Genomic DNA, 21541 nt, shown 5'->3' with positions numbered 1-21541 from the left:
GGCTTTTTTTTTTCTGCTTATGTCGTAGGTTCGGACTGCAGCCGGTGATAGCGGGCAAGCAGCGTTTCCTGGCTTTCCTGATGCTGGGGGTGAACCTCGATACATTCGACCGGGCACACTACCACACACTGCGGCTCATCAAAGTGGCCGACGCATTCTGTACACAGGTTGGGATTGATCTCGTAGATCTCCTCGCCCATGTAAATAGCCAGGTTAGGGCACTGCGGCTCACAAACGTCGCAGTTAATGCATTCTTCAGTAATGTGCAGTGCCATAGCGCAGTGTCCTGATAAGCGTGGTCCTTGGATTTGACCAGTCGGTCACCCCACAGTGTAGTACGGACCGCTGCGCAGGGCGAGTTCAGGTGGCTGAAACCGTTTGCTGATTGCGTTCCTTGGCTTTGGTTTGTAGCCAACGCTCCACGGACGGGAACACAAATTTGCCTACATCACCGCCCAAAATGGCAATTTCGCGCACGATAGTGCCGGAGATGAACTGGTACTGATCCGAAGGAGTCATGAACATGGTCTCGACTTCGGGCAGCAGGTGACGGTTCATGCCCGCCATTTGAAATTCGTACTCAAAATCGGACACGGCGCGCAGGCCACGTACGATAACGCGACCATTTTGCTCGCGCACAAAGTCCTTGAGCAGGCCGGAAAAGCTTTTCACTTCCACGTTTGGATAGTGGCTGAGCACTTCGGAGGCGATCTCAACACGCTCTTCAACGGTGAAGAAAGGGCGCTTGTTCTGGCTGGAGGCCACACCGACCACAACGTGATCGAAAAGGTTGGCGGCTCGCCGGACCAAGTCTTCATGGCCTCGTGTCAGGGGGTCGAAGGTGCCGGGGTAAACAGCTGTGATCATGGTGCATCCGCGTAAGTGGTTCAAGTTGGCAGGTCAGAGTCCGGGGGGAGCGGTGCAGGCGTCCCGGAAAATTCGGCATTATTGACTGTTTTTTGCATCGCAGCAAATCGCAACAAATGATAATGTACCTGCCCTGCCTTATCCTGTCGTAGTATCCCGTATTGATCTGGGGCTTGTATAGGGGTTTCGGACTCAATGTAAACCAGTGCGTCCGGTGCCAGCACATTGGGCAGCAAGGGCCAGATACGTTCCATCCAGTCCTGCGCAAAAGGCGGGTCTATGAAGACCAGATCGTAGCGCATCTGGCTGCGCTCCAGAATATGGAGGGCGTCGCCCGCATGGATACGGACGTGGTCTGCCTTGAGTTTGGTACGCAGGCTGCGCAAATTGCTGACAGCGGGTCCGTGGCGTTCCACCATTTGTACAAAGGCGACACCGCGCGAGGCCGCTTCAAAGCCCAGGGCTCCGCTACCGGCAAACAGATCCAGCACGTTCTTGTCGCTGAACTGACCGCCCCAGAAGTGGTTAAGCCAGTTAAACAGCGTTTCGCGCACACGATCCGGGGTGGGCCGCAGACCGGGTGCATCGACGACTGAAATCGGTGTGCGGCGGTAATCACCACCTACAATACGGACAGCATGTTTTCTCATTAGCGCTTTGATCGGATAATGTGGTCATTCAACAGAATTTTCTAGTGTAAATCGTATGTTCAGTTTTTTTAAAAGAAAGAAGGCCAAGCCAGAGCCACAAGTCACTCAAACGGAGCTGACCGAGCCGCTTTCTCCTGCCCCGTCTCAGCCCCAGGCTGACGCGGCAGATGCATCCCCCGCTGTATCGCAGGAGCAAAGCACGCCGGTTCAAACGCCGGTGGCCTCGCCTGCTGTGGCTTTGGATAGCCAGGCAGTCAGCCAGGCTGAACATCGCGCTGCTTCCGTGTCTACGCCCACGCAGCCAGAGGTGCCACAACCGGCCCCGGCCAGTGTGCCGACCCCAGCGCCTGCCCGTGTCCACGAGCCGCAAGTGCAGCCTGTACCTGAACCCGAGGTGCAGCCAATTCCCGAGCCGGTGCCGCAGCCAGAACCCGAGATACAACCGACTCCTGAACCGGAGCCAGAGATTGTTCCAGTTCCTGCGCCACAGCCTGAACCAGCTCCTGCCCCGACGCCAGAGCCAGAAGCCGCCGCGCCTGTGGTGAAAACTTCCTGGATGGCACGCTTGAAGCAGGGCTTGTCGCGTACAGGCCAGAGCCTGAGCAGTCTGTTCGTCGGTGCCAAGGTTGATGAAACCTTGTTCGAGGAACTGGAAGACGCCTTGCTGATGGCAGACGCGGGTGTTGAGGCTACCGAGAAACTGATTACCGCCTTGCGTGCTCGTGTCCGTAAAGAAAAAGTCAGCGATGCGGCCCAGGTCAAACAGATCCTGTGTGACATCCTGACCGATCATTTGAAGCCCCTGGAGAAATCCTTTCCTTTGGAATCGAGCAAACCACTGGTAGTCATGATTGCCGGGGTGAATGGTGCAGGTAAAACCACGTCTATCGGTAAGTTGGCTCACACCTTCCAGGAGCAGGGCGCAAAAGTCTTGTTGGCCGCCGGTGATACCTTCCGTGCTGCCGCTCGTGAACAGCTGATTGAATGGGGCACCCGCAATAACGTCAGTGTTATTGCTCAAGACGGTGGTGACCCCGCCGCGGTGGCGTTTGATGCTGTGCATGCAGGCCGTGCCCGCGATATGGGCGTGGTCATGGTGGATACCGCCGGCCGCTTGCCAACCCAGCTTCACCTGATGGAAGAGCTCAAGAAAATCAAGCGCGTCATCGGCAAGGCCGATGGTCAGGCTCCTCATGAAATTCTCTTGGTTGTGGACGGCAATACCGGCCAGAACGCCATTTCGCAGATCCGTGCCTTTGATGCAGCCTTGGGTCTGACTGGCCTGGTGGTTACCAAGCTGGACGGTACGGCCAAAGGCGGTACGCTGGCTGCCGTTGCTGCCTGTGCGCAAGGCGTACGTCCTATTCCGGTTTACTGGATTGGCGTGGGCGAGGGCATGCAGGATCTGCAGGCCTTTGTGGCCCGTGAGTTTGCGTCGGCCTTGTTGGGCATGAACGCTTAAATCCAAGTTTGGCTGTCAAAAAAGCGGCGATGTCTTTACAGGCATCGCCGTTTTTTTATTCCTGGGCCTTCCAGGAAAAGAGCGCTACGTAGTGGCAAGCAAAGGCTCTGTGCACAGTGGGCTTTTCAGTAATTTTGACGTTCAGCGTCGCAGAAGCTCTGTTTGCGGCTGATGCTGATCCAAGGCATTGAGCGCATGCTGTGCATGGGCGGCACGACCTTGACGGGCATGCGTCAGCCAGTCCCGCGCAAACTGCGCTTGTTCGGGGTTGGCCGCATGTTGGGCATACCAATCCAGCGCCACGTCCACGTCGGTGACTGCACCAATCAAGGCCTGACATTCGCGCAGCACTTTGTGCAGCCCTTGCTTGTCGGCTGCGCTGGGCAAAAACTCCAGGCAGTAGCGCAGGCTCTTGATCCGGTTGCGCAGGCGGTGCTGCTTGTCCTGGCTGATCTGAGCAAAGCGTTGGCTGCGTAATTGAATTGTCTGGAACCAGCGGCTGATACGGGCTTCGATCAAATGTTCGGGCTGAGGCACACCATTCAGTTCCAGTGTAGGGCCGCAAATCAGGCTTTGCAGATTACTTAACAGCAGGGACTGAAACTCGGCTGCACTGGCCAGTTGGACCGGGTCGTGCTCCAGATGGGCAGGAGTAGGCTCAGGTGCCGGGCCGGGCATTCCCGCCTGCAGCAGCAAGGGGGTGATTTCCAGGTGTACCAGGTCATGGTCGCGTGCCTGACCAAACAGACCGAAATAATGTGTCAGACGCGTATTGGCATACCCTTCGCTAGCCGATAGCCACATTTTGAACAGCTTGCGGCAGGAGCGCAGACGGCGCAGACCCACGCGCATCAAGGCCAGATAGTCGGCCTGACGGGAAGAGTCCGGACGTATGCCATCCACGCCGGCCAGCAAGGCGGCATTGCGAATGACCTGCTCCAGGCTCATGGTGGCACTCAGGCTATAAAACTGTTCCAGATCCTCGGTGTCAACAAAATGCGGTTTGGGCAGGTCGTAGGCTTTGCGGGTCAGGGCTGCAGCTACCTGTTCGGGCGTCAGATCCAGACTTTCCGATTTGGCCCGGCGGCGGTCCGCCAGACTGGCCAGGGCATCACCACGCTCGGACTTGCTGCGCATCTCCAGAATCAGGCCATGTTTGTACAGCCAGCGCTGGCCAACCTCAAACATGGTCAGGCTCTCGCCCTTGATCAGCTCAATTTCCAGCTCGTTGACCAGCAGCTTCAAACCATTGGATTCGATATGGCCCACATCGTAGGCCAGCTCCAGTTCAGACTGGCCTTGCTTGATCAGGGCCAGCTCGCGCTGGATGCGGGTTTGATAACGGGCTTGGATTTGATCCGCGTAACGAGCCAGCGCAGCGTGGGCGGGTGTGTCCTGATACAGGCTCAGGTCCAGTTCCGGGCCGGGACGGGGGTGATTGATTTCAATGCGGGACAGGGTATCAGGACCGGGCAGTTTGACGGTCTGGACCCATTGCTCGCCTTCCTTGCGCAGACGCAAGGCGATACTCGAGCGCGCCAAATCGCGTTCGGGCGTATCAAAGTAAATGGCATTTAAGGTAATGCTACCCGTGCGTACTGCGTCAAAGGCGGTCAATAAACCGGGACGGGCACTCTCGGGTACAAAAAATTTCAGTTCTTGTTCTAGCACAGCATCGCACTCGAGAAATCACCCACAACAGGTGGGCGGATAAAACGATTATTTTGCATGTAAACCAGCCAAACTTGAAGTGTCGACACCCGTATAAGTGTGTGTAGTCATGTCAAGTTTTATAAAGGGGGAGTACCTAGCGGCTCGCGCCAGCCCAACTGGTGTGAAATGCTGTTGGCGCACTGTCGCAACTGAGCCAGGATGGGGCTGTTGATACTGGCATCAAACAGCGTACTGGGGCCCAGACTGGTCAGGGCCAGCACAATCTGGCCGGAGTGATCAAACACGGGGACGGACAGGGCATCAATACCGGGCAAGGGGTTGCCCAGTGCCTGTGCCACACCTTGTTCACGGATTTTTTCGAGCATGGCAGCCAGTTCTTTGGGGCTGGGGCGCAGCGGACTGATACTGGTGACAACAGCGCTGTCGCCTGCCTCGCGCTCAATGTAGTGGCGCGCCACCTCAGGGGGCAGCCAGGCGGCAAAGACGTGGCCGGTGGCCGTGTGCAGCATGGACATGACCGTGCCGCAGCGCATGTTTACATGGACCGGGTAGCTGGCCTCGCTGATATGAACCATGGTGGGTCCGTGTGAGCCCAGCACCGCCAAGCCCAGGGTGTGCCCGATGCGCGAGGCCCAGGCTTGAACCAGGGGCAGGGCAATCTTCACCGGGTTCTGGCTTTGCAAGCTGACCAAACCCATCTGCAAGGCAAACGGCCCCAGCTCGTACAGGCCGGTAGCCGGAGCCTGCTGCACCAGTCCTACGTTGGTAAAACTGACCAGATACGGGTGGGCTTTGGCCGAACTCATCCCAGCTTGCGTGGCCAGATCTCGCAACATCATGGGTTGTCCGCTATCTACCAGCACTTTCAACAGGCCAAAACCCGTTTCAATGGATTGGATACGGCGACGCTTTTCGTCCATAGCAGGCAAAATGGGTTCGGTCATAGGGGTTTGGAGCGGTTTGGCACGGTCTTCAAGTGTACCGACTAATGAAGCTGCCCGCCGGGCCTTGGGTGTCGTAAAATGGCCTTAATTATTATCTGTCTGAGCAAAGAGCACGATGAATCAAGAAATTCAGTCCGACGCTGGTCAACTGGGCGCCAGTCCAATCGCTCCCGTTCCAGAGATTGTTGAAGAGCTGCGCGCCGGTCGCATGGTTATTCTGGTTGACGAAGAGGACCGCGAAAACGAAGGCGATCTGGTCATGGCCGCCGAATTCGTAAATGCCGAGGCGATCAACTTCATGGTGACGCATGGCCGCGGTCTGGTTTGCCTGACGCTGACCGAAGAGCGCTGCCGTCAGCTGGACCTGCCTTTGATGGCCACCCGCAACGGTACACGCTTTGGCACCAACTTCACGGTGTCGATTGAAGCGGCTGAAGGCGTGGAGACCGGCATTTCCGCTGCTGACCGCGCCCGTACTGTGCAAGCGGCCGTGGCCCGTGATGCACGTCCGATTGATCTGGTGCAGCCTGGCCACATTTTTCCCTTGAAGGCGGCCAAAGGTGGTGTGCTGGTGCGTGCCGGTCACACCGAAGCGGGCTGCGATTTGACGGCGATGGCAGGCTTGACCCCGGCTGCTGTCATTTGTGAAGTGCTCAATCCTGACGGCACCATGGCGCGTTTGCCCGATTTGCTGGTGTTCGCCCGCGAACACGGCATCAAGGTTGGCACCATTGCGGACCTGATCCAGTACCGCAGCGAACACGAGTCCATGATCGAGCGTTTGCACAAGAAGTCCGTCAAGACTCCTTATGGCGAATTTGAATGCCACGCTTACCGCGATCTGTCTTCCGGTGGCTTGCATCTGGCACTGGTGCACGGTGAAATCAGCCCGGAAGTGGAAACCCTGGTGCGTGTACATGAACCGACTACCGTGCTGGATGTTCTGATCGAGGGGGATGTGGGCCACAGTTGGACCCTGCCCACTGCGTTGCGTACCGTGGCCAAATCCGACAGCGGTGTTGTCTTGCTGATGAACTGCCAGAGCTCCGAAGAAGAGAGTTTCGAGCAGATTCAGGCTTGGGCTGCAGACAGCCCGGCCCAGGCGCCACGCGGTCGCCCTAGCCGCAACGATCTGCGCACCTACGGGATTGGTGCACAAATTTTGCGTGACCTCAATGTTGGTAAAGCCCGTTTGATGTCGCGACCACGTAAAATGCCAAGCATGGCCGGGTTTGCATTGACCGTGACGGGTTACCATAGCGAACCAGACTCTCAATCCTAAGCGGAGCTTCCAACATGAATCCTTACATTGTTACCCCTGACCTGAATGGGGAAGGTCTGCACATTGGTATTGTGCGTGCGCGTTTTAATGAATCCATCGGTCTGACCGAGTTGGAAGCCTGCTTGAAAGAGCTGGAAGCTTTGGGTGTAGACGAGCGCGACGTGACCGTTCTGTCCGTCCCCGGTGCGCTGGAACTGGGCATTACCCTGGGCCAGATGGCTGAAACCGGCGAATTTGATGCCCTGATCGCTCTGGGTGCTGTTATCCGCGGTGACACCTACCACTTTGAAGTGGTCAGCAATGAAAGCGCTTCGGCCATTACTCAAGTCTCCCTGGCAACCGGTATTCCTGTTGCCAACGGTGTACTGACCACCAACACAGATGAACAAGCCGAGATTCGTGCTGCTGAAAAAGGTCGCGATTGCGCCCGTACAGCGGTCGAGCTGGGCAATCTTATCGCCGTCCTCGAACCCGAGCTGGACGACGATGAGGACGAAGATTACGAGGACGAAGATCTTGACGACGACAAATAAAGTCCCGGCCAGCAAGGCCAACGGACGATCCGCGCGCCGCCGCTCGCGCGAATTTGCCCTGCAGGGCATCTACTCCTGGCTGTTGCGAGGTGCTGATGGCCTGCAGGAAGCCACCTCCATCGACGCCCATATCCGGGGCGACGAGGAGTTTGGCGAAGCCGACGCAGCCTGGTTCAAAACCTTGCTGTTCGGCGTCATGCGCGAAGCCCCTGTGCTGCGCGAACGCTTTTTGCCGTATGTGGATCGTCCTTTGGAAGAGCTCTCTCCCATCGAACACGGCATCTTGCTGATTGGCAGCTACGAACTGGTGCATCACGTTGAAGTGCCTTACCGCGTTGCCATTAACGAAGCCGTTGAACTGGCCAAGTCCTTTGGCGGTACCGACGGTTTCAAATTCGTGAACGGCGTGCTGGACAAACTGGCCGCCGACGTACGCGCACCTGAAGTTGCCAAGCAGGCCCGCCGCTAAAACGGGGCGTGCCGTGCTGAACGAGTTCGGTCTTATCCAGCAGTATTTCAATCGTCCCGCTCCCGAAGGCTATTTGGGAGTGGGCGACGATTGCGCCCTTTTTACTCCAACACCCGGCTGGCAACTGGCCAGCAGCGTGGATCTGCTGATCGAAGGGCAACATTTCTTTCCCGATGTGGACCCCTTTCTCTTGGGGCACAAGGCGCTGGCCGTGAACCTGTCGGACCTGGGCGCCATGGGCGCCAAGCCACGAGCCTGCCTCCTGGCTTTGTCCATGCCTGAAGTCCGGCCCGAGTGGCTGGCCGCATTCTCCAAAGGTTTGTTTGAACTGGCCGATCAGGCGCAATGCCCCTTGATCGGTGGCGATACCACGCGCAGCAAGCAAGGGGTGGTCATCAGCATTACGGTGCTGGGTGAAGTCCCGGTAGGGCAGGCCTTGCAACGCAGTGCGGCTCAAGCTGGTGACGACATCTGGTTGACGGGGACGTTGGGGGCGGCAGACATTGCCTTGCGCCTCCTGCAGGGTCGACTGGCTGCGGACCCGGATCGTCTGGCTGCCAGCCGCCCAGCCTTGGAACAGCCCTGGCCGCCTTACCGCCTGGGTCATGCCCTGGCAGGTTTGGCTCATGCTGCCATTGATGTGTCTGATGGCCTGGTTCAAGACCTGGGTCATATCGCCAAAGCCAGCCAATGTGCCGCCCATCTGGATTGGGACGCCTTGCCGCTGGATCTTTCCTTAAAGGGTTTGCCTGCCGAGCTGCAACGCGAAGCGGTTCTGGTTGGTGGTGACGTTTTTCAATTGTGTTTTACGGGGGCTCCCCAACAACGGGAGTCCATCATGGCGCTGGCCCAGCGCGAAGGCGTGCAGCTTAGCCGTATTGGCTCCATGTACGCTGGTAGCGGGGTGTACGTGCGTGATCAACAGGGTCTGCATCCTGCCCCTGCCCAGGGCGGTTTCGATCATTTTGGTGGCTGAGTCTGTGTCATGAGCACATTTCCTGATCCTTCCTTGAATCCCATTCAACGTCCTACCCTGGATTGGGTGGTGAAAAAGCCTTGGCGCCTGATTGCCTTTGGCGGCGGTACCGGCGTATTGCGTCCGGGGCCGGGTACCTGGGGCACGGTGCTGGCCTGGGTCTTGTGGGTCTTGGGTCTGCATGTGCTGACCGACACGCAAATGGCCATTTTCTTGCCACTTACCTTTTTCATTGGCTGCTGGGCTTGCCACCGCACGGGCTACGACCTGGGCGTGTCCGATCACAGCGGCATGAATTGGGATGAGATGGTCGCCTTCTGGCTGGTGCTGTGGCTGATTCCGCAGACCTGGCTGGCACAGGGCATCGCATTCGTTTTATTTCGTTTCTTTGATATTCTCAAACCACCGCCGATCCGCTATTTTGATCGTCGTCTGCATAATGGTTTTGGCGTTATGTGGGACGATCTCCTGGCAGCAGGCTATACCTTGTTGCTGATGGCTGTCTTGGTACGTTTTGGAGTTTTCTCATGAGCGATTACGAGCACGGCAATGCCGCCCTGGCCCTGGGGCGAGCCCTGAAAGATCGCGGCTGGATGGTCGCCTGCGCCGAGTCATGTACCGGTGGCCTGCTGGCTGCTGCCCTGACGGACCTGCCCGGCTCCAGCGCCTGGTTCGAGCGCGGTCTGGTTACCTACAGCAATAAGGCCAAGGTTCAGGAACTGGGCGTGAACCAGGACACGCTGGATCGTTTCGGTGCGGTCAGTGAAGAAACCGCCATGGAAATGGCGGCGGGTGCGCTGCAAGCTACCGCAGACGCGGAACTGGCGATTTCCACGACCGGCATTGCCGGTCCGGATGGAGCTACAGCGGGCAAGCCGGTTGGCCTGGTGTGCTTTGGTTTTGCACAGCGCCGGGGTGATGGCATTGTGACCCGCGCCTCTGCCCGTATCTTTGACGGAGACCGGGCCCAAATCCGTCAGCAGGCCGTGGAATACGCCTTGGCCAGTGCGCTGACCATGCTCAATCCCGCCTGATTGCTCAGGCCGGCAACATCAAACCCAGCTGCCTGGCGCTCGAACGTAGTTCGGGCAGGCAGCGCTGGATCAGCTTTTCTTCTGTGTCCTGCCAGTCCTTGATGCTGATGCTCATCCCGGCCACAACGCGCCCGCTGGCACTGCGCACGGGTACGCCAATTGCCGTTAGACCCAGTTCCAGTTCTTCCTTGATCAAGGAATAATCCTTTTCCTGCACCTGCTTCAATTCGCGCAGCAAGGCCTCGCGAGTATGGGCGGTGTATTGCGTCATGATCTTGAAGGGAGCCAGCTCCAGGTAGGCATCCAGCCTGCTTTGCGGCAACTGCGACAGCATCATTCGCCCGATAGAGGTGCAGTGAGCAGGCAGGCGGCTACCCAGGCCCAGAGACACAGTCAGTACACGCTGTCGTTGGGCGCGTGCCAGATACAGAATTTCGTCCCCATCCAGCAAGGCCAGTGCACAGGTTTCACCGACGCGGTCACTCAGGTCGTCCAGTATGGGCTGGGCCAGACTGACGATGGAGGTCGAAGAAAAGTAGGCATGGCCCAGCTGCAAAATCGCCGGACGCAGCTTCCAGAACGGACCTTCCTGCTCTGCATAGCCCAGGGCTTGCAGCGTGTAGAGGCAGCGCTGTACCACCGCCCGTGCCAGACCCGTTTTCAGGGCAATTTCTGCGGCCCGCAATGGGCGTCTTCTATCTGAAAAAGCCGTAATCACCTGCAAACCACGGGCTAGCGATTGCATGTAATCCGGGTCGCCTTTGTAGCTGCTGGTGGCGGGGCCTGTCTCTTTATTTGTTGTCATGGCTCAGGAAGTGGCAAGGTCTAGTTTTGTTCGATTAACGAACTTGATGGGATTCACAAGAATTATCGATGATAAATTGTAAAAAAAACAAGACTTAGCAATTTAATAATCAAGTTCGATTATCGGACAAAATAAGTTTGGAGTGATGCATGAAAAAAATTCTAGCCCGTAAAGTGGCTCCTCTTCTGGCCGGAATGGGTTTGTTGTTTTGTTCCTTGGGCGCGCAAGCCGCGTATCCGGACAAGCCTATCCGTCTGGTTGTGCCCTTTACGCCGGGCGGTGTGACTGACGTGATTGCCCGAGGTGTCGCGCAGCAACTGTCCAAGGATCTGGGCCAGATCATCATTGTGGAAAACAAGCCCGGTGCCAGCGGCATTATCGCTACGGACTTCGTCGCGAAATCTGCCCCCGATGGCTATACCGTCCTGCTGGCTGCGGTTGGTCAGGCCGTGGTGAACAACCACCTTTACAAGAAACTGCCTTACGATCCGGCGCAGGATCTGGCCGCTGTTTCTCTGGTGGCGGAAGGGCAGAACGTGCTGGTGGTGAACGCCAAGCAAAGCCCATTCAATACGGGCGAGGAGCTGATCAGTCATGCTCGCGCCAAGCCCGATGATCTGACTTACGCTTCCTTTGGTAATGGCTCGTCCTCGCACCTGTCGGCTGCCGCCTTTACCACGATGGCCAATATCGACGTCATCCACGCTCCTTACCGTGGCAGCGCACCTGCCATGACCGATCTGCTAGGTGGTCACATCTCCTTCATGTTCGACAGCATGGGCACCGCAATTACGCACATCAACGCCAATACTGTGCGTCCCCTGGCTGTGTCCGGTCCGGAGCGTTCCTCCTTGTTGCCAGAGGTTCCAACCTTTGCAGAGTTGGGCCTGAACCAGGGCTATAACGTGACAGCCTGGTTTGGTTTCCACGTCAGCAGCGGCACGCCTACTGAAATTATTGATCGCCTGAGCCAGGCCATGAAAACCGTCAGCGAGAACAGCGAGTTTGTTGAAACCTTCCGTCGTCAGGGCGTGGACATCATTTCCTCCACCCCTGCCGAGTACGCCGAGTTCCTGCGTCAGGAAGACGAGAAATTGGGCAGCCTGATCAAGCAAGCCAATATCACGCTGGACTAATTGTTTTTGAATGGAGCACTGTAACGTGAGCGATCAGCACGCCTCGCAGGCGACGCGTCCTGCCCCTTTGGATGGTATCCGGGTTCTGGATCTGACACGCATTCTGGCTGGCCCATGGTGCACACAGAACCTGGCCGACCTGGGGGCCAATGTCTACAAGATAGAGCGACCCGAAACCGGCGACGATACCCGCGCCTGGGGCCCGCCCTTTTTGCAGACACCTGAAAAGGAAGATACGGCTGAAGCGGCCTATTACTTGTCGGCCAACCGTAACAAGCAGTCGATCAGCCTGGACATTGCCAGCCAGGAAGGGGCGGATGTGGTGCGTGCCATGGCGCGGGAATGCGACATTCTGGTGGAGAACTTCAAGGTGGGGGGTCTGGCTAAATACGGCCTGGACTACGCCAGCTTGAAAGAGATCAACCCTCGCCTGATTTATTGCTCGATTACCGGCTTTGGCCAGACTGGTCCTTATGCCGAGCGTCCGGGTTATGACTTCATGATCCAGGCCATGGGCGGCATGATGAGCCTGACGGGCGAGCGTGATGACAAGCCCGGCGGTGGTCCTCAGAAAGCGGGGGTTGCCGTCGCGGACTTGATGACGGGCATGTATGCCACCAGCAGCATTCTGGCCGCCTTGTTTGAACGCTCACGCAGTGGTTTGGGGCAGCATATCGACATTGCCTTGCTGGACTGTCAGGTAGCCATGCTGGCGAATCAGAACATGAACTATCTGGTCAGTGGACAGGCACCGAAGCGAGCCGGTAATGCACATCAGAATCTGGTGCCGTATCAGGTGTTCCCAACGGCAGATGGCCACATCATTGTGGCTATCGGCAATAACCGTCAGTTCGCGGCTTATTGCGAAGCAATTGGACACCCGGAAATTGTTGAGGATTCGCGTTTCAACATTAACAGTCAGCGGGTCAAGCACCGGGATGAGCTGGAGCAGATTCTGAGCGTCGCGATGCAACAGCATCCTAGCGCTTACTGGCTGGAAACGCTGGACAAGATTGGCGTGCCAGCTGGACCTATCAATGATCTGCACGGCGTGTTCTCGCACCCGCAGGTTCAGGCCCGGAATATGCGTATCGAGCTGGACCATAGTCAGGCTGGCAAGGTCAGCATGACGGCCAGCCCCATGCGCTTTTCAGATAGCCCGGTGTCCTACCGTATGGCTCCGCCACAATTGGGCGAGCATACTGAGCAGGCGCTGGAGAGTTTGCTGGGAGCCGATAGCCCGGAGCTGAAGCAGTGGCGCAACCGGAACCAGGCTTGAGCAGGGTTAAAAGCCGAAGCCAAACCAGAATTTGAACCAGTGTCAGAGTCGAGGCGCAGGCCTAGTTTAGCGTATGGACTTGTGGCAGAAGTAGTGTCTGATTGACACCGCCCCTGCTACCTGAAATACAGGTCAGATCCTGGCCTAGGCCTCGTGACTCAGTAGGGGGAAGCTGCTTCTTACGCTTAAGGCTCAACTGAGCCTGAGCGGGTCCTATCGGTCATAGCTTAATAAATAAGAAGCCCCACTCACTTTGGATTGAATCCAAGTGAGTGGGGCTTTCTTGTATCTACACTAATTGCTGTCGCTGTCGCTGTCGCTGTCGCTGTCGCTGTCGCTGTCGCTGTCGCTGTCGCGATCCCCGGACTTGTTCGACAAGCCGGGAGGGCCATCAATCAACGCTGCTTGTTGCGCGCATCATTAATCGCATTGCGCGTAGCAATCGCTGCAGCTTGTGCCGCATCACGCCAGTCATCGCCACGGCTGGCGTACAGAATGGCGCGCGACGAGTTGATCATCATGCCGTTACCGTGCGAGTCCATACCAGCAGCAACGGTGGCGACCACATCGCCACCTTGTGCGCCAATGCCGGGCACCAGCAAAGGCATATCGCCAATACGGGCACGTACCTTGCCAATTTCCTCGGGGAAGGTTGCGCCCACCACCAAAGCACATTGGCCGTTTGTATTCCATTTCTCTGCCACCAGGCTGGCTACGTGCAGGTACAACGGGGTACCGTCGGCCATCTCCATGAATTGCAGGTCCGAGCCACCAGGGTTGGAGGTGCGGCACAGCACGATCACGCCCTTGTCCTTGTGCTCCAGGTACGGCTCTACCGAGTCAAAGCCCATGTAGGGGCTGACGGTGACGGCGTCTGCGCGGTAGCGCTCAAAGGCTTCGCGTGCGTACTGCTCGGCTGTCGAACCCACGTCGCCACGCTTGGCATCGAGCACGATGGGCAGGTGAGGGTAACGGCTGCGAATGTAGTCGCACAGGTCTTGCAACTGATCCTCGGCACCCTGAGCGGCAAAGTAGGCAATCTGTGGCTTGATGCCGCAGGTGTAGTCGGCGGTGACGTCCACAATCGCTTTGCAGAACTCATAAATCGCGCCGGGTTTGCTGGCCAGCTCCAAAGGCAGGCGGGCAGGGTCTGGGTCCAGACCCACCATCAGCATGGATTGGTTGTCCGTCCAGGCACGGTTCAGTTTTTCTATGAATGTCATGGGAATCAGGAAAGTAAACGGCTATACAAAAAGCTGAGCCAGACGGCACCAGCAAAAATAAGGGACAGCAGCACGGCAGCACTGGCCAGATCCTTGGCCCGCCCGATCAAGGGGTGGTGCTCCAGGGTAATCGTGTCGGCCAGGGCCTCCAGGGCCGAGTTCAGCAGCTCCACCACCAGCACAAAGACTAGTGTGCCCAGCAGGACCAGAATCTCTGCCGGGGTTTGTCCCAGCCAGAATGCCAGTGGCGTCAGGATGACAGCCAGCGCCAGTTCCTGGCGAAAGGCAGCTTCATGGCGCAGGGCAGCGGCCAGGCCCTGGCTGGAGTAGCGCAGGGCATTGAACAGGCGGCCAACACCGCCTTTGCTTTTGAATGGAGAGTCTGACATGAAGGACGCTGCAGATTGAAGTGCCCTGATTATAGGGGTTTGCTTGGGCGAAAAAAAACCGGATGGAAAAATCCATCCGGTTTTTGTACTAAAAGCGTGGCGATCAGGGCAGAAGTGATCAATTTCCGCCCGGATCGGGGTGCTGATAAGAGGCTTAGAAGCCGCCCATACCACCCATGCCGCCCATGCCACCCATGTCAGGCATGGCTGGAGCAGGTTTGTCTTCCACGATTTCGGTCACGGCCACTTCGGTGGTCAGCAACAGGCTGGCGATCGAAGCTGCGTTTTGCAGGGCAGTGCGAGTCACCTTGGTTGGGTCCAGAACGCCTTGCTCGACCAGGTCACCGTATTCGCCAGTAGCAGCGTTGTAACCGTAGGTGCCGGTGCCGCTGGCCACTTGGTTAACAACCACGCTGGCTTCTTCGCCGGCGTTGGAAACGATGGTGCGCAAAGGAGCTTCGATAGCACGCAGGATCAGCTTGATACCGGCGTCTTGGTCGGTGTTGTCGCCTTTCAGTTGGGCAACAGCTGCGCGGGCACGAATCAGTGCAACGCCACCGCCAGGAACGATACCTTCTTCGACGGCTGCGCGAGTAGCGTGCAGGGCGTCTTCAACGCGGGCTTTCTTCTCTTTCATTTCGACTTCGGTGGCAGCGCCAACGCGAATCACGGCAACACCGCCAGCCAGCTTGGCCACGCGCTCTTGCAGTTTTTCACGGTCGTAGTCGGAAGTGGACTCGTCGATCTGAACGCGGATTTGTTTCACGCGAGCTTCGATGTCGGTGCCGTTGCCAGCGCCGTCGATGATCGTGGTGTTTTCTTTGGCCACTTCAATGCGCTTGGCCTGACCCAGGTCGTCCAGAGTCGCTTTTTCCAGGGACATACCGGTTTCTTCGGAGATCACGGTACCGCCAGTCAGGATAGCGATGTCTTCCAGCATGGCTTTGCGACGATCGCCAAAGCCAGGAGCTTTAACGGCGGTAGTCTTCAGGATGCCACGGATGTTGTTCACAACCAGAGTAGCCAGGGCTTCGCCTTCCACGTCTTCAGCAACGATCAGCAAAGGACGGCTGGTCTTGGCAACTTGCTCCAGTACGGGCAGCAGGTCACGGATGTTGGAGATTTTCTTGTCGAAAATCAGAACAAACGGATCGTCCAGAACAGCAACTTGCTTGTCAGCGTTGTTGATGAAGTAAGGGGACAGGTAGCCGCGGTCAAACTGCATACCTTCGACCACGTCCAGTTCGTTTTCCAGGGATTTGCCGTCTTCAACGGTAATCACGCCTTCTTTGCCCACTTTGTCCATGGCATTGGCGATGATCTCACCAATGGAGTGGTCGCTGTTGGCGGAAATGGAACCGACCTGAGCAATTTCTTTGCTGGTGGTGCAAGGACGGGACAGTTGACGCAGTTCGTCAACCACAACGCCAACGGCCTTGTCGATACCGCGCTTCAGGTCCATTGGGTTGATGCCAGCGGCAACAAACTTCAGGCCTTCTTCAACGATGGCTTGGGCCAGCACAGTAGCGGTAGTGGTACCGTCACCGGCGTTGTCGGAAGTTTTGGAAGCAACTTCTTTAACCAGTTGAGCACCGATGTTCTCGAACTTGTCTTTCAGTTCGATTTCTTTGGCAACGGACACACCGTCTTTAGTAACGGTAGGAGCGCCGAAAGAGCGGTCCAGAACAACGTTACGGCCTTTGGGGCCCATGGTGGTCTTAACAGCGTTAGCCAGAATATTGACGCCGCGTACGATGCGGGTACGTGCGTCGTCGCCGAAGTAAACTTGTTTTGCGGTCATGGTTTGAATCCTATTGAATTTTCGTTGGCGGTACTTATTCGATCACGGCGAAGATTTCTTCTTCGCGGATCACCAGCAGCTCTTCGCCGTCGATCTTGACGGCCTGGCCGGAGTATTTGCCAAACAGAACTTTGTCGCCGACCTTCAGATCCAGCGCCAGAACCTTGCCGTCCTCGGTTTTCTTACCGGGGCCAACGGCCAGGATTTCGCCTTGATCGGGCTTTTCAGTCGCGCTCTCGGGGATAACGATACCGGAAGCGGTGGTGCGTTCGTTGTCCAGACGCTTGACGATCACACGATCGTTCAAAGGACGCAGTGCCATGGAGAAACTCCTGTTTAAAGATGACTTTAGTTGTTGGTCCGATTGTGGGGGCGAGGCGTTTTAGCACTCAACCCCTTCGAGTGCTAATTATAGGGACGACTTTTCTAATTTCAAGAGCACCAGGGTCAGGCTGTTACATATTTGTCCTGGGGCGTGAAGTAGGGGGAGAGAAACGCCGGGTTCTGGTGCGTGTCTGGACTTGGGCTCACATTCATAAGGCAAGCTCAGTTAAGCTGGGCGCTTTCGATCATGAGCGGTCGGGCATGATCGAACGCCAGGCTTTCTTTTGTCTAAAGAGATTTCCACGAAAACCAGCGCAATGTCCAACTTCAACCTATTCAATGTCTTTCTCCAACGCTGGGGGGCTCAGGCCGCTGGCAAGCCTTTCAGCACTGCGACCAGCGATCTGATGCCCGTGCGGCTGACCGGAAAGTTGGAGGGGCAGCCGGCGATGATCAAAATCACACGAGATCTTGATGAGCGTATCGGCGGCCAAGTGCTGCAATGGTGGGCTGGCGATGGCGCGGCGCATGTATATGCGCTGGACCCAGGCTCTGGAGCGTTGCTGATGGAGCGTGCAACGGGCTCCAGGGACTTATTGCGCATGGCTTTAGAAGGAGAAGATGATGCAGCGACGACCTGTATCTGCCGTGCCCTTGAACAATTGCATTCAAACCGACCTTCGGCCCCACCTGACAATTTGCGCCCCCTGAGCGATTTTTTTGAATCGCTGGCACCGATGGCGCAGCAAGAGGGCGGTCTGATGGCTGAATGCGCACTAATGGCCAATGAGCTGCTGCGAGATCAGCGTGATCAGGTCGTTCTGCACGGGGATGCGCACCATAGCAACATTCTTGATTTCGATCAGCGTGGATGGCTGGCAATAGATCCCAAGCGCGTCACTGGTGAGCGCTATTACGACTACGTAAATGTGCTGTGCAACCCTGATCTTAAAACGAGCACTGATCCAGCGCGCTTTGCACGGCAGTTGTCGGTAGTCATCGAGGTTGCAGGACTGGAGCGTCAACGCTTGCTCAGATGGGTGATGGCGCATGCGGCCTTGTCAGCTGCCTGGTTTCTGGAGGATGGATTGCGCACCGAGGCCAATAAAGAGTTGGCCGTTGCAGATCTGGCTCGACAGGCCTTAGCTTGAGGGGTTCATCATTATTTCATTACCCGTACTCAAGGCGATCAGCTTGCTCATGGTGGTGAAGTTGCGTGTCGTCGCAACGACCTTGAGCTTTCTCTCGATGAAATTATTGTTGGCTTTCAGGTCTCGATACCGGGTTGCGCACACTATATAGACGATGTCATCAATGATGCGGACCTGATCCGGTGCGTGCTCCAGGGCGTGGAAGGCATGGAGTAAGGCGCTGTCTGCTGGGGAGCGCAGCAGGGTGAAATATAGCTGGCTGGGGCTTTCGTCCTTGAAAGGATTGTTCGCCATCACCCGCATGAAATAAGTCGGTGTTCGGGCGATAACCTGAATATCTCCGCCCAGCTTGTTCTTGCCGGTAGGCATGAGGCCGCGCAATAAAAGAATCTGTGTATTCATGGTGTGTGCTGGCCGTGAGGTTGGGGTGTTGCCGTGCGGGCGGGAGTTTCAGTGCGCCATTTTATGCTGTGTTAAAAAACAGTAGTGAGTTTGGTTTTCAAGGCTCGTCAGTCTGCTCTGTGTGAGCATCACGGCTGGTTGGTGCAGATGTTGCGTCGGCGGTTTGGCGGTAATACGGACCCGGGCGCATGACGCCTTCGTGAGGAGCCTCATCAAAAAAACAGGCCGATTTCCCTAGGAATTCGGCCTGTTTCTTGTTGGGCTGATGGCATTTGAATGTGGCGAATTATTCAGCCTGGTGCAGTAGCCTGCAGATTGCTTAATCCGTCTTTACGTCGTTTATGCCCGTTTGCTCAAATCCGGTGCCGGTGTCGTTGGCAGCAAAGGATCAATCGCCCGGCAAAGAGCCAGCAACTGATCATCTGCACCGATACCCGCTTCAATCAGCATCCCCACCGGCAAACCGCCCGACAGACCGATAGGCAGGGAAATGCCCGGTGCGCCCAGGTTCGAACCCAAGTCGGTACGCGAGATGTAGGTGTTGAAGGTAGGCACTGCCTTGCCGTTCATCATGGTGCTTTCATCATCGCCAATCGGGCAGGCGGTCAGCGGGCTGGTCGGGAAGATCAAGCCACTGACATTGGACTGGCGCAGCAGGTCTGCATAGGCCTGTTGCATCAGGGGGCGGTCTACATTCAGCGCTTCTTCGTAGGCTTCCTGGCTGATGGTGTAGTCGCCTGTAATGGCGTCGAAAATCTCTTTCACATCGGGGCTGTGAATGCCCGCAATCAACTCGTCCAAGCTAATGTCGTACTTGTTTTCGGCCAGGTACAAAGGCAGGTTCTGCAAGGTTTCATACAGCACAATCGGCATGCCGACGCGGGCATTGATCTTCAGAACCGGAGACAGGTCTACATCGACCAGCGTGACACCGGCTTTTTGCAAATCATCCAGAAATGCCAGGGTCACGTCGGCCACACCGGCATCCATATCCTTCCAGAAGCTGTCACGGGGTACGCCCAGACGTAGTTCCTTCAAGGAAGGAGTGGCAATCACAGTAGGGGCCTTCTGGCAGAGCAGGCTGTCCAGCAAGCTGATGTCAGCCAGACTGCGAGTCATGGGGCCTGCTGTATCGCGTGTAGGGGACAAGGGCACAATGCCCTGGCCCGAATAACGGCCCACTGTAGGACGGAAACCGTACAGGCCGCAAAGCGCGGCAGGTAAACGCACCGAAGCGCCCGTATCCGTGCCCAAGCCAGCTGGAAACTGACGAGCTGCCACAACCGTTGCAGTGCCACCGGAAGAGCCGCCGGGAATACGACTTGGATCATAAGGGTTGCGACTGGGGCCCGTAGTGGCGTTATTGGTCGTAATCCCAAAAGCCAGTTCGTGCATCACGGACTTGGCGGGCAGCACGGCACCGGCCTTGCGCAATTGTGCGACTACATCTGCATCTTTCAGCGGCACGCGACCTTGCAGGGCGCCGGTGCTGGACGTGGTGGGCATGTCCGTGGTGTTCAGGTTGTCTTTCATCACCAAAGGCACGCCGTCCAGCGCCAAGGCTTCGCCACGGGCGCGGCGTGCGTCAGACTGATCGGCCTGCTGGTAAAACAGCGCTGAATCCAAATGTGCCAGACCGCCCAAATGGGCCATTTCTTGTGATTGCTTGAGCAGCTCGTCGGCAATCTCACGGGCGCTGAACTGGCTTTTTTCCAGACCTGCCAGCAGTTCGCTGGCGCTAAGTTCGGTAAGTGACATGGGGTCTCCTGGGGAGGCGTGAACGCCCCCGGCTTTTGCTGTGATAGTCCTATCAATCAGCCTCTAACGGGGCTGTCTTGAAAAAAGAGACTGTAAGGGTATCAGCAAGCAGGAGGAATAACTCAGGACGCCTTCCAAACGACCTTGTTGCGGCCAGCATGCTTGGCTTCGTACAAAAGCCGGTCAGCTTGCTCAATGGCCTGCTTGATGTCGCCATTGCTGTTTAGCTGAACCACACCGAAACTGGCCGTCAGCGTATGCGCCGTGGCGGGGATATGCAGATTCATCACACTGCTGCGCAAACGCTCGGCAACCAGCACGGCGGTATGCAAGCTGGTACTGCGTATCAGCAAGACAAACTCCTCGCCCCCAAAGCGGGCTGCCAAATCGTCCTGGCGAACCGTGCGAGCCAGTAAGGCCCCGAACTCCTTCAAGGCCCGATCGCCCGCTGCATGGCCCCAGGTGTCATTGACCATCTTGAAGTGGTCCAGATCGCACGTCATGACCGCCCAACCACTATGACCATACAGCTCCAGGCGTTTTTTAACCTGCTCGAAAAATGCACGACGATTCAACAAACGGGTTAAAGGGTCCCGGCTGCGCTCATGATCCAGCGTCTGCACAATCGACATGGCGGTGCTGGTCAAAATAGCCAGCGCTACCCAGATGCTGATGAACATATTGGTTGCCAGCATCAAGAGCCATAAACCGGACCTGGTCAGCTCTGGCTGCATCTCGTGAGGGATCAACGTGGCCAGCGCAAATACACGAACAAAGGCATAGAGCAAGGCCGTCAGGTAAGAGGCCCGCAACAGCGTTGCCAAAGGAATCGTGCGTGACCTGCCGGACAAGATCGACTTGATGGGCAAAGCAACCAACAAGGCCAGGCCCCAGTTCAGAATTTGTAAACGCAGCCAGAGATCATCATCAATCTGGGAAAAATAAAAAAGCAGCCCCAGCGTGACGAGGACGATTGCCCCAGCCAATCTGGGATGAGCACGTCCGCCAAAACGCAAAGCGACCCCATGAGACAAGGCCCAGACACCATATAAATACATAGCCGACAAGGGCAGAGTCCAGCGGGCGAGTTGCTCATTGGGCATCAGGCTATGGATCCCCATAGGAATAGCCGTGGAGATATACCCCGAGGCAATCCAGAGCAGGTAACGGTGATCGCGTAGACGGCTCCAGCAGTAAATCATCGCGATGCCCAGCAATGCCGCGCAGGCAGGGACGATCAGAACGAAATACTGGTTCGGAGAGGACACGGTGTGTTCGCGTGCATTAAGAAGAGTTGAAAACTGGCGTTACAACAATTGTAACGATATTGCTGCAGGGCAGACGCTTATCGATTGAGAACAAACAGTTTAATCAGAGAAAAG

The 21541-nt window shown here is 56.8% G+C and carries 23 protein-coding genes; 10 read left to right on the top strand and 13 right to left on the bottom strand.

What is annotated here, in order from left to right:
* Nucleotides 1–17: 17 nt before the first annotated feature.
* The 3 genes from N879_RS20025 to rsmD all read right to left on the bottom strand — a co-directional run bounded on the left by N879_RS20025 (nt 18) and on the right by rsmD (nt 1517).
* Complete coding sequence (locus tag N879_RS20025; RefSeq protein ID WP_009454772.1) at nt 18–275, bottom strand: YfhL family 4Fe-4S dicluster ferredoxin; 258 nt, start codon at nt 273–275, stop codon at nt 18–20.
* An 85-nt stretch (nt 276–360) separates the two neighbouring features.
* Nucleotides 361–867, bottom strand: coding sequence for a pantetheine-phosphate adenylyltransferase (gene coaD, locus N879_RS06485; protein WP_009454773.1), 507 nt, complete (start codon nt 865–867; stop codon nt 361–363).
* 20 nt (nt 868–887) lie between these two features.
* Nucleotides 888–1517, bottom strand: coding sequence for a 16S rRNA (guanine(966)-N(2))-methyltransferase RsmD (gene rsmD / locus N879_RS06480; RefSeq protein ID WP_009454775.1), 630 nt, complete (start codon nt 1515–1517; stop codon nt 888–890).
* A gap of 55 nt (nt 1518–1572) precedes the next feature.
* Between rsmD and ftsY the strand changes: the two genes are divergently transcribed.
* The gene (gene ftsY / locus N879_RS06475) at nt 1573–2979 is read left to right on the top strand and encodes a signal recognition particle-docking protein FtsY (protein WP_022983224.1); all 1407 of its coding nucleotides are present in this window, start codon (nt 1573–1575) and stop codon (nt 2977–2979) included.
* A gap of 141 nt (nt 2980–3120) precedes the next feature.
* On the opposite strand, the gene N879_RS06470 is transcribed toward ftsY, so the two are convergent.
* Together N879_RS06470 and N879_RS06465 are read right to left on the bottom strand one after the other, a co-directional pair.
* Nucleotides 3121–4650 carry a CYTH and CHAD domain-containing protein gene (locus N879_RS06470; protein ID WP_022983223.1) on the bottom strand — a complete coding sequence of 510 codons (1530 nt, stop codon included), beginning with the start codon at nt 4648–4650 and terminating at the stop codon, nt 3121–3123.
* Between the two features lie 119 nt (nt 4651–4769).
* On the bottom strand, nt 4770–5597 hold the full coding sequence (locus N879_RS06465; protein ID WP_022983222.1) for an IclR family transcriptional regulator: 828 nt from the start codon (nt 5595–5597) through the stop codon (nt 4770–4772).
* Nucleotides 5598–5712: 115 nt separating this feature from the next.
* On the opposite strand from N879_RS06465, the gene ribBA reads away from it, so the two are divergent.
* From ribBA to N879_RS06435, 6 genes are read left to right on the top strand one after another with little or no spacing between them, the layout of a single operon-like run.
* On the top strand, nt 5713–6879 hold the full coding sequence (gene ribBA / locus N879_RS06460; RefSeq protein ID WP_009454780.1) for a bifunctional 3,4-dihydroxy-2-butanone-4-phosphate synthase/GTP cyclohydrolase II: 1167 nt from the start codon (nt 5713–5715) through the stop codon (nt 6877–6879).
* A gap of 14 nt (nt 6880–6893) precedes the next feature.
* Complete coding sequence (ribH, locus tag N879_RS06455; protein ID WP_009454781.1) at nt 6894–7412, top strand: 6,7-dimethyl-8-ribityllumazine synthase; 519 nt, start codon at nt 6894–6896, stop codon at nt 7410–7412.
* A complete protein-coding gene (nusB, locus tag N879_RS06450) occupies nt 7366–7881 on the top strand; it encodes a transcription antitermination factor NusB (RefSeq protein ID WP_042488795.1) in 516 nt (171 codons plus the stop codon). The genes ribH and nusB overlap by 47 nt, the downstream gene beginning before the upstream one ends.
* 13 nt (nt 7882–7894) lie before the next feature.
* On the top strand, nt 7895–8857 hold the full coding sequence (thiL, locus tag N879_RS06445; RefSeq protein ID WP_009454784.1) for a thiamine-phosphate kinase: 963 nt from the start codon (nt 7895–7897) through the stop codon (nt 8855–8857).
* Between the two features lie 9 nt (nt 8858–8866).
* The gene (locus N879_RS06440; protein WP_009454786.1) at nt 8867–9388 is read left to right on the top strand and encodes a phosphatidylglycerophosphatase A family protein; all 522 of its coding nucleotides are present in this window, start codon (nt 8867–8869) and stop codon (nt 9386–9388) included.
* Complete coding sequence (locus tag N879_RS06435) at nt 9385–9891, top strand: CinA family protein (RefSeq protein ID WP_009454788.1); 507 nt, start codon at nt 9385–9387, stop codon at nt 9889–9891. The genes N879_RS06440 and N879_RS06435 overlap by 4 nt, the downstream gene beginning before the upstream one ends.
* Nucleotides 9892–9895: 4 nt before the next feature.
* On the opposite strand, the gene N879_RS06430 is transcribed toward N879_RS06435, so the two are convergent.
* The gene (locus N879_RS06430; RefSeq protein ID WP_022983221.1) at nt 9896–10696 is read right to left on the bottom strand and encodes an IclR family transcriptional regulator domain-containing protein; all 801 of its coding nucleotides are present in this window, start codon (nt 10694–10696) and stop codon (nt 9896–9898) included.
* A gap of 149 nt (nt 10697–10845) precedes the next feature.
* Between N879_RS06430 and N879_RS06425 the strand changes: the two genes are divergently transcribed.
* Nucleotides 10846–11832 (top strand): Bug family tripartite tricarboxylate transporter substrate binding protein, encoded by a 987-nt coding sequence (locus tag N879_RS06425; protein ID WP_009454792.1) that lies wholly within the window; start codon nt 10846–10848, stop codon nt 11830–11832.
* 25 nt (nt 11833–11857) lie between these two features.
* On the top strand, nt 11858–13111 hold the full coding sequence (locus N879_RS06420) for a CaiB/BaiF CoA transferase family protein (RefSeq protein WP_009454794.1): 1254 nt from the start codon (nt 11858–11860) through the stop codon (nt 13109–13111).
* A 395-nt stretch (nt 13112–13506) separates the two neighbouring features.
* On the opposite strand, the gene pyrF is transcribed toward N879_RS06420, so the two are convergent.
* The 4 genes from pyrF to N879_RS06400 form a co-directional block, all read right to left on the bottom strand.
* Complete coding sequence (pyrF, locus tag N879_RS06415; protein ID WP_009454796.1) at nt 13507–14334, bottom strand: orotidine-5'-phosphate decarboxylase; 828 nt, start codon at nt 14332–14334, stop codon at nt 13507–13509.
* Nucleotides 14335–14339: 5 nt separating this feature from the next.
* Nucleotides 14340–14723: a diacylglycerol kinase gene (locus N879_RS06410; RefSeq protein WP_009454798.1), complete on the bottom strand. Its 384-nt coding sequence runs from the start codon at nt 14721–14723 to the stop codon at nt 14340–14342.
* Between the two features lie 154 nt (nt 14724–14877).
* Nucleotides 14878–16524 (bottom strand): chaperonin GroEL, encoded by a 1647-nt coding sequence (gene groL, locus N879_RS06405; RefSeq protein ID WP_009454800.1) that lies wholly within the window; start codon nt 16522–16524, stop codon nt 14878–14880.
* 34 nt (nt 16525–16558) lie between these two features.
* The gene (locus N879_RS06400) at nt 16559–16846 is read right to left on the bottom strand and encodes a co-chaperone GroES (RefSeq protein WP_009454802.1); all 288 of its coding nucleotides are present in this window, start codon (nt 16844–16846) and stop codon (nt 16559–16561) included.
* 319 nt (nt 16847–17165) lie between these two features.
* On the opposite strand from N879_RS06400, the gene N879_RS06395 reads away from it, so the two are divergent.
* Nucleotides 17166–17999, top strand: a complete 834-nt coding sequence (locus N879_RS06395; RefSeq protein ID WP_009454804.1) for an aminoglycoside phosphotransferase family protein — start codon at nt 17166–17168, stop codon at nt 17997–17999.
* On the opposite strand, the gene N879_RS06390 is transcribed toward N879_RS06395, so the two are convergent.
* From N879_RS06390 to N879_RS06380, 3 genes are all read right to left on the bottom strand, one after another.
* Nucleotides 17991–18401 (bottom strand): DUF1697 domain-containing protein, encoded by a 411-nt coding sequence (locus N879_RS06390; RefSeq protein ID WP_009454806.1) that lies wholly within the window; start codon nt 18399–18401, stop codon nt 17991–17993. The two genes, N879_RS06395 and N879_RS06390, sit on opposite strands and share 9 nt — an antisense overlap.
* Nucleotides 18402–18740: 339 nt before the next feature.
* Nucleotides 18741–20159, bottom strand: coding sequence for an indoleacetamide hydrolase (iaaH, locus tag N879_RS06385; RefSeq protein ID WP_009454808.1), 1419 nt, complete (start codon nt 20157–20159; stop codon nt 18741–18743).
* 122 nt (nt 20160–20281) lie between these two features.
* Nucleotides 20282–21427 carry a GGDEF domain-containing protein gene (locus N879_RS06380; protein ID WP_009454810.1) on the bottom strand — a complete coding sequence of 382 codons (1146 nt, stop codon included), beginning with the start codon at nt 21425–21427 and terminating at the stop codon, nt 20282–20284.
* Between the last annotated feature and the right edge of the window lie 114 nt (nt 21428–21541).

This window comes from Alcaligenes sp. EGD-AK7, from assembly GCF_000465875.3.
GTDB classification, from domain to species: domain Bacteria; phylum Pseudomonadota; class Gammaproteobacteria; order Burkholderiales; family Burkholderiaceae_B; genus Alcaligenes; species Alcaligenes phenolicus.
Note: the sequence above shows the minus strand (reverse complement) of the source record. Positions and strands in the feature narration are given on the sequence as shown.

What these genes read in the sequence shown, in the direction of transcription:
- ribH (WP_009454781.1), top strand. Translation starts at nt 6,894, where the DNA reads ATGAATCCTTACATTGTTACCCCTGACCTGAATGGGGAAGGTCTGCAC.
- N879_RS06465 (WP_022983222.1), bottom strand. Translation starts at nt 5,597, where the DNA reads ATGACCGAACCCATTTTGCCTGCTATGGACGAAAAGCGTCGCCGTATC.
- ftsY (WP_022983224.1), top strand. Translation starts at nt 1,573, where the DNA reads ATGTTCAGTTTTTTTAAAAGAAAGAAGGCCAAGCCAGAGCCACAAGTC.
- pyrF (WP_009454796.1), bottom strand. Translation starts at nt 14,334, where the DNA reads ATGACATTCATAGAAAAACTGAACCGTGCCTGGACGGACAACCAATCC.
- ribBA (WP_009454780.1), top strand. Translation starts at nt 5,713, where the DNA reads ATGAATCAAGAAATTCAGTCCGACGCTGGTCAACTGGGCGCCAGTCCA.
- N879_RS06440 (WP_009454786.1), top strand. Translation starts at nt 8,867, where the DNA reads ATGAGCACATTTCCTGATCCTTCCTTGAATCCCATTCAACGTCCTACC.
- iaaH (WP_009454808.1), bottom strand. Translation starts at nt 20,159, where the DNA reads ATGTCACTTACCGAACTTAGCGCCAGCGAACTGCTGGCAGGTCTGGAA.
- rsmD (WP_009454775.1), bottom strand. Translation starts at nt 1,517, where the DNA reads ATGAGAAAACATGCTGTCCGTATTGTAGGTGGTGATTACCGCCGCACA.
- N879_RS06410 (WP_009454798.1), bottom strand. Translation starts at nt 14,723, where the DNA reads ATGTCAGACTCTCCATTCAAAAGCAAAGGCGGTGTTGGCCGCCTGTTC.
- groL (WP_009454800.1), bottom strand. Translation starts at nt 16,524, where the DNA reads ATGACCGCAAAACAAGTTTACTTCGGCGACGACGCACGTACCCGCATC.
- N879_RS06430 (WP_022983221.1), bottom strand. Translation starts at nt 10,696, where the DNA reads ATGACAACAAATAAAGAGACAGGCCCCGCCACCAGCAGCTACAAAGGC.
- N879_RS06435 (WP_009454788.1), top strand. Translation starts at nt 9,385, where the DNA reads ATGAGCGATTACGAGCACGGCAATGCCGCCCTGGCCCTGGGGCGAGCC.
- N879_RS06400 (WP_009454802.1), bottom strand. Translation starts at nt 16,846, where the DNA reads ATGGCACTGCGTCCTTTGAACGATCGTGTGATCGTCAAGCGTCTGGAC.
- N879_RS06395 (WP_009454804.1), top strand. Translation starts at nt 17,166, where the DNA reads ATGTCCAACTTCAACCTATTCAATGTCTTTCTCCAACGCTGGGGGGCT.
- coaD (WP_009454773.1), bottom strand. Translation starts at nt 867, where the DNA reads ATGATCACAGCTGTTTACCCCGGCACCTTCGACCCCCTGACACGAGGC.
- N879_RS06425 (WP_009454792.1), top strand. Translation starts at nt 10,846, where the DNA reads ATGAAAAAAATTCTAGCCCGTAAAGTGGCTCCTCTTCTGGCCGGAATG.
- N879_RS06390 (WP_009454806.1), bottom strand. Translation starts at nt 18,401, where the DNA reads ATGAATACACAGATTCTTTTATTGCGCGGCCTCATGCCTACCGGCAAG.
- nusB (WP_042488795.1), top strand. Translation starts at nt 7,366, where the DNA reads ATGAGGACGAAGATTACGAGGACGAAGATCTTGACGACGACAAATAAA.
- N879_RS20025 (WP_009454772.1), bottom strand. Translation starts at nt 275, where the DNA reads ATGGCACTGCACATTACTGAAGAATGCATTAACTGCGACGTTTGTGAG.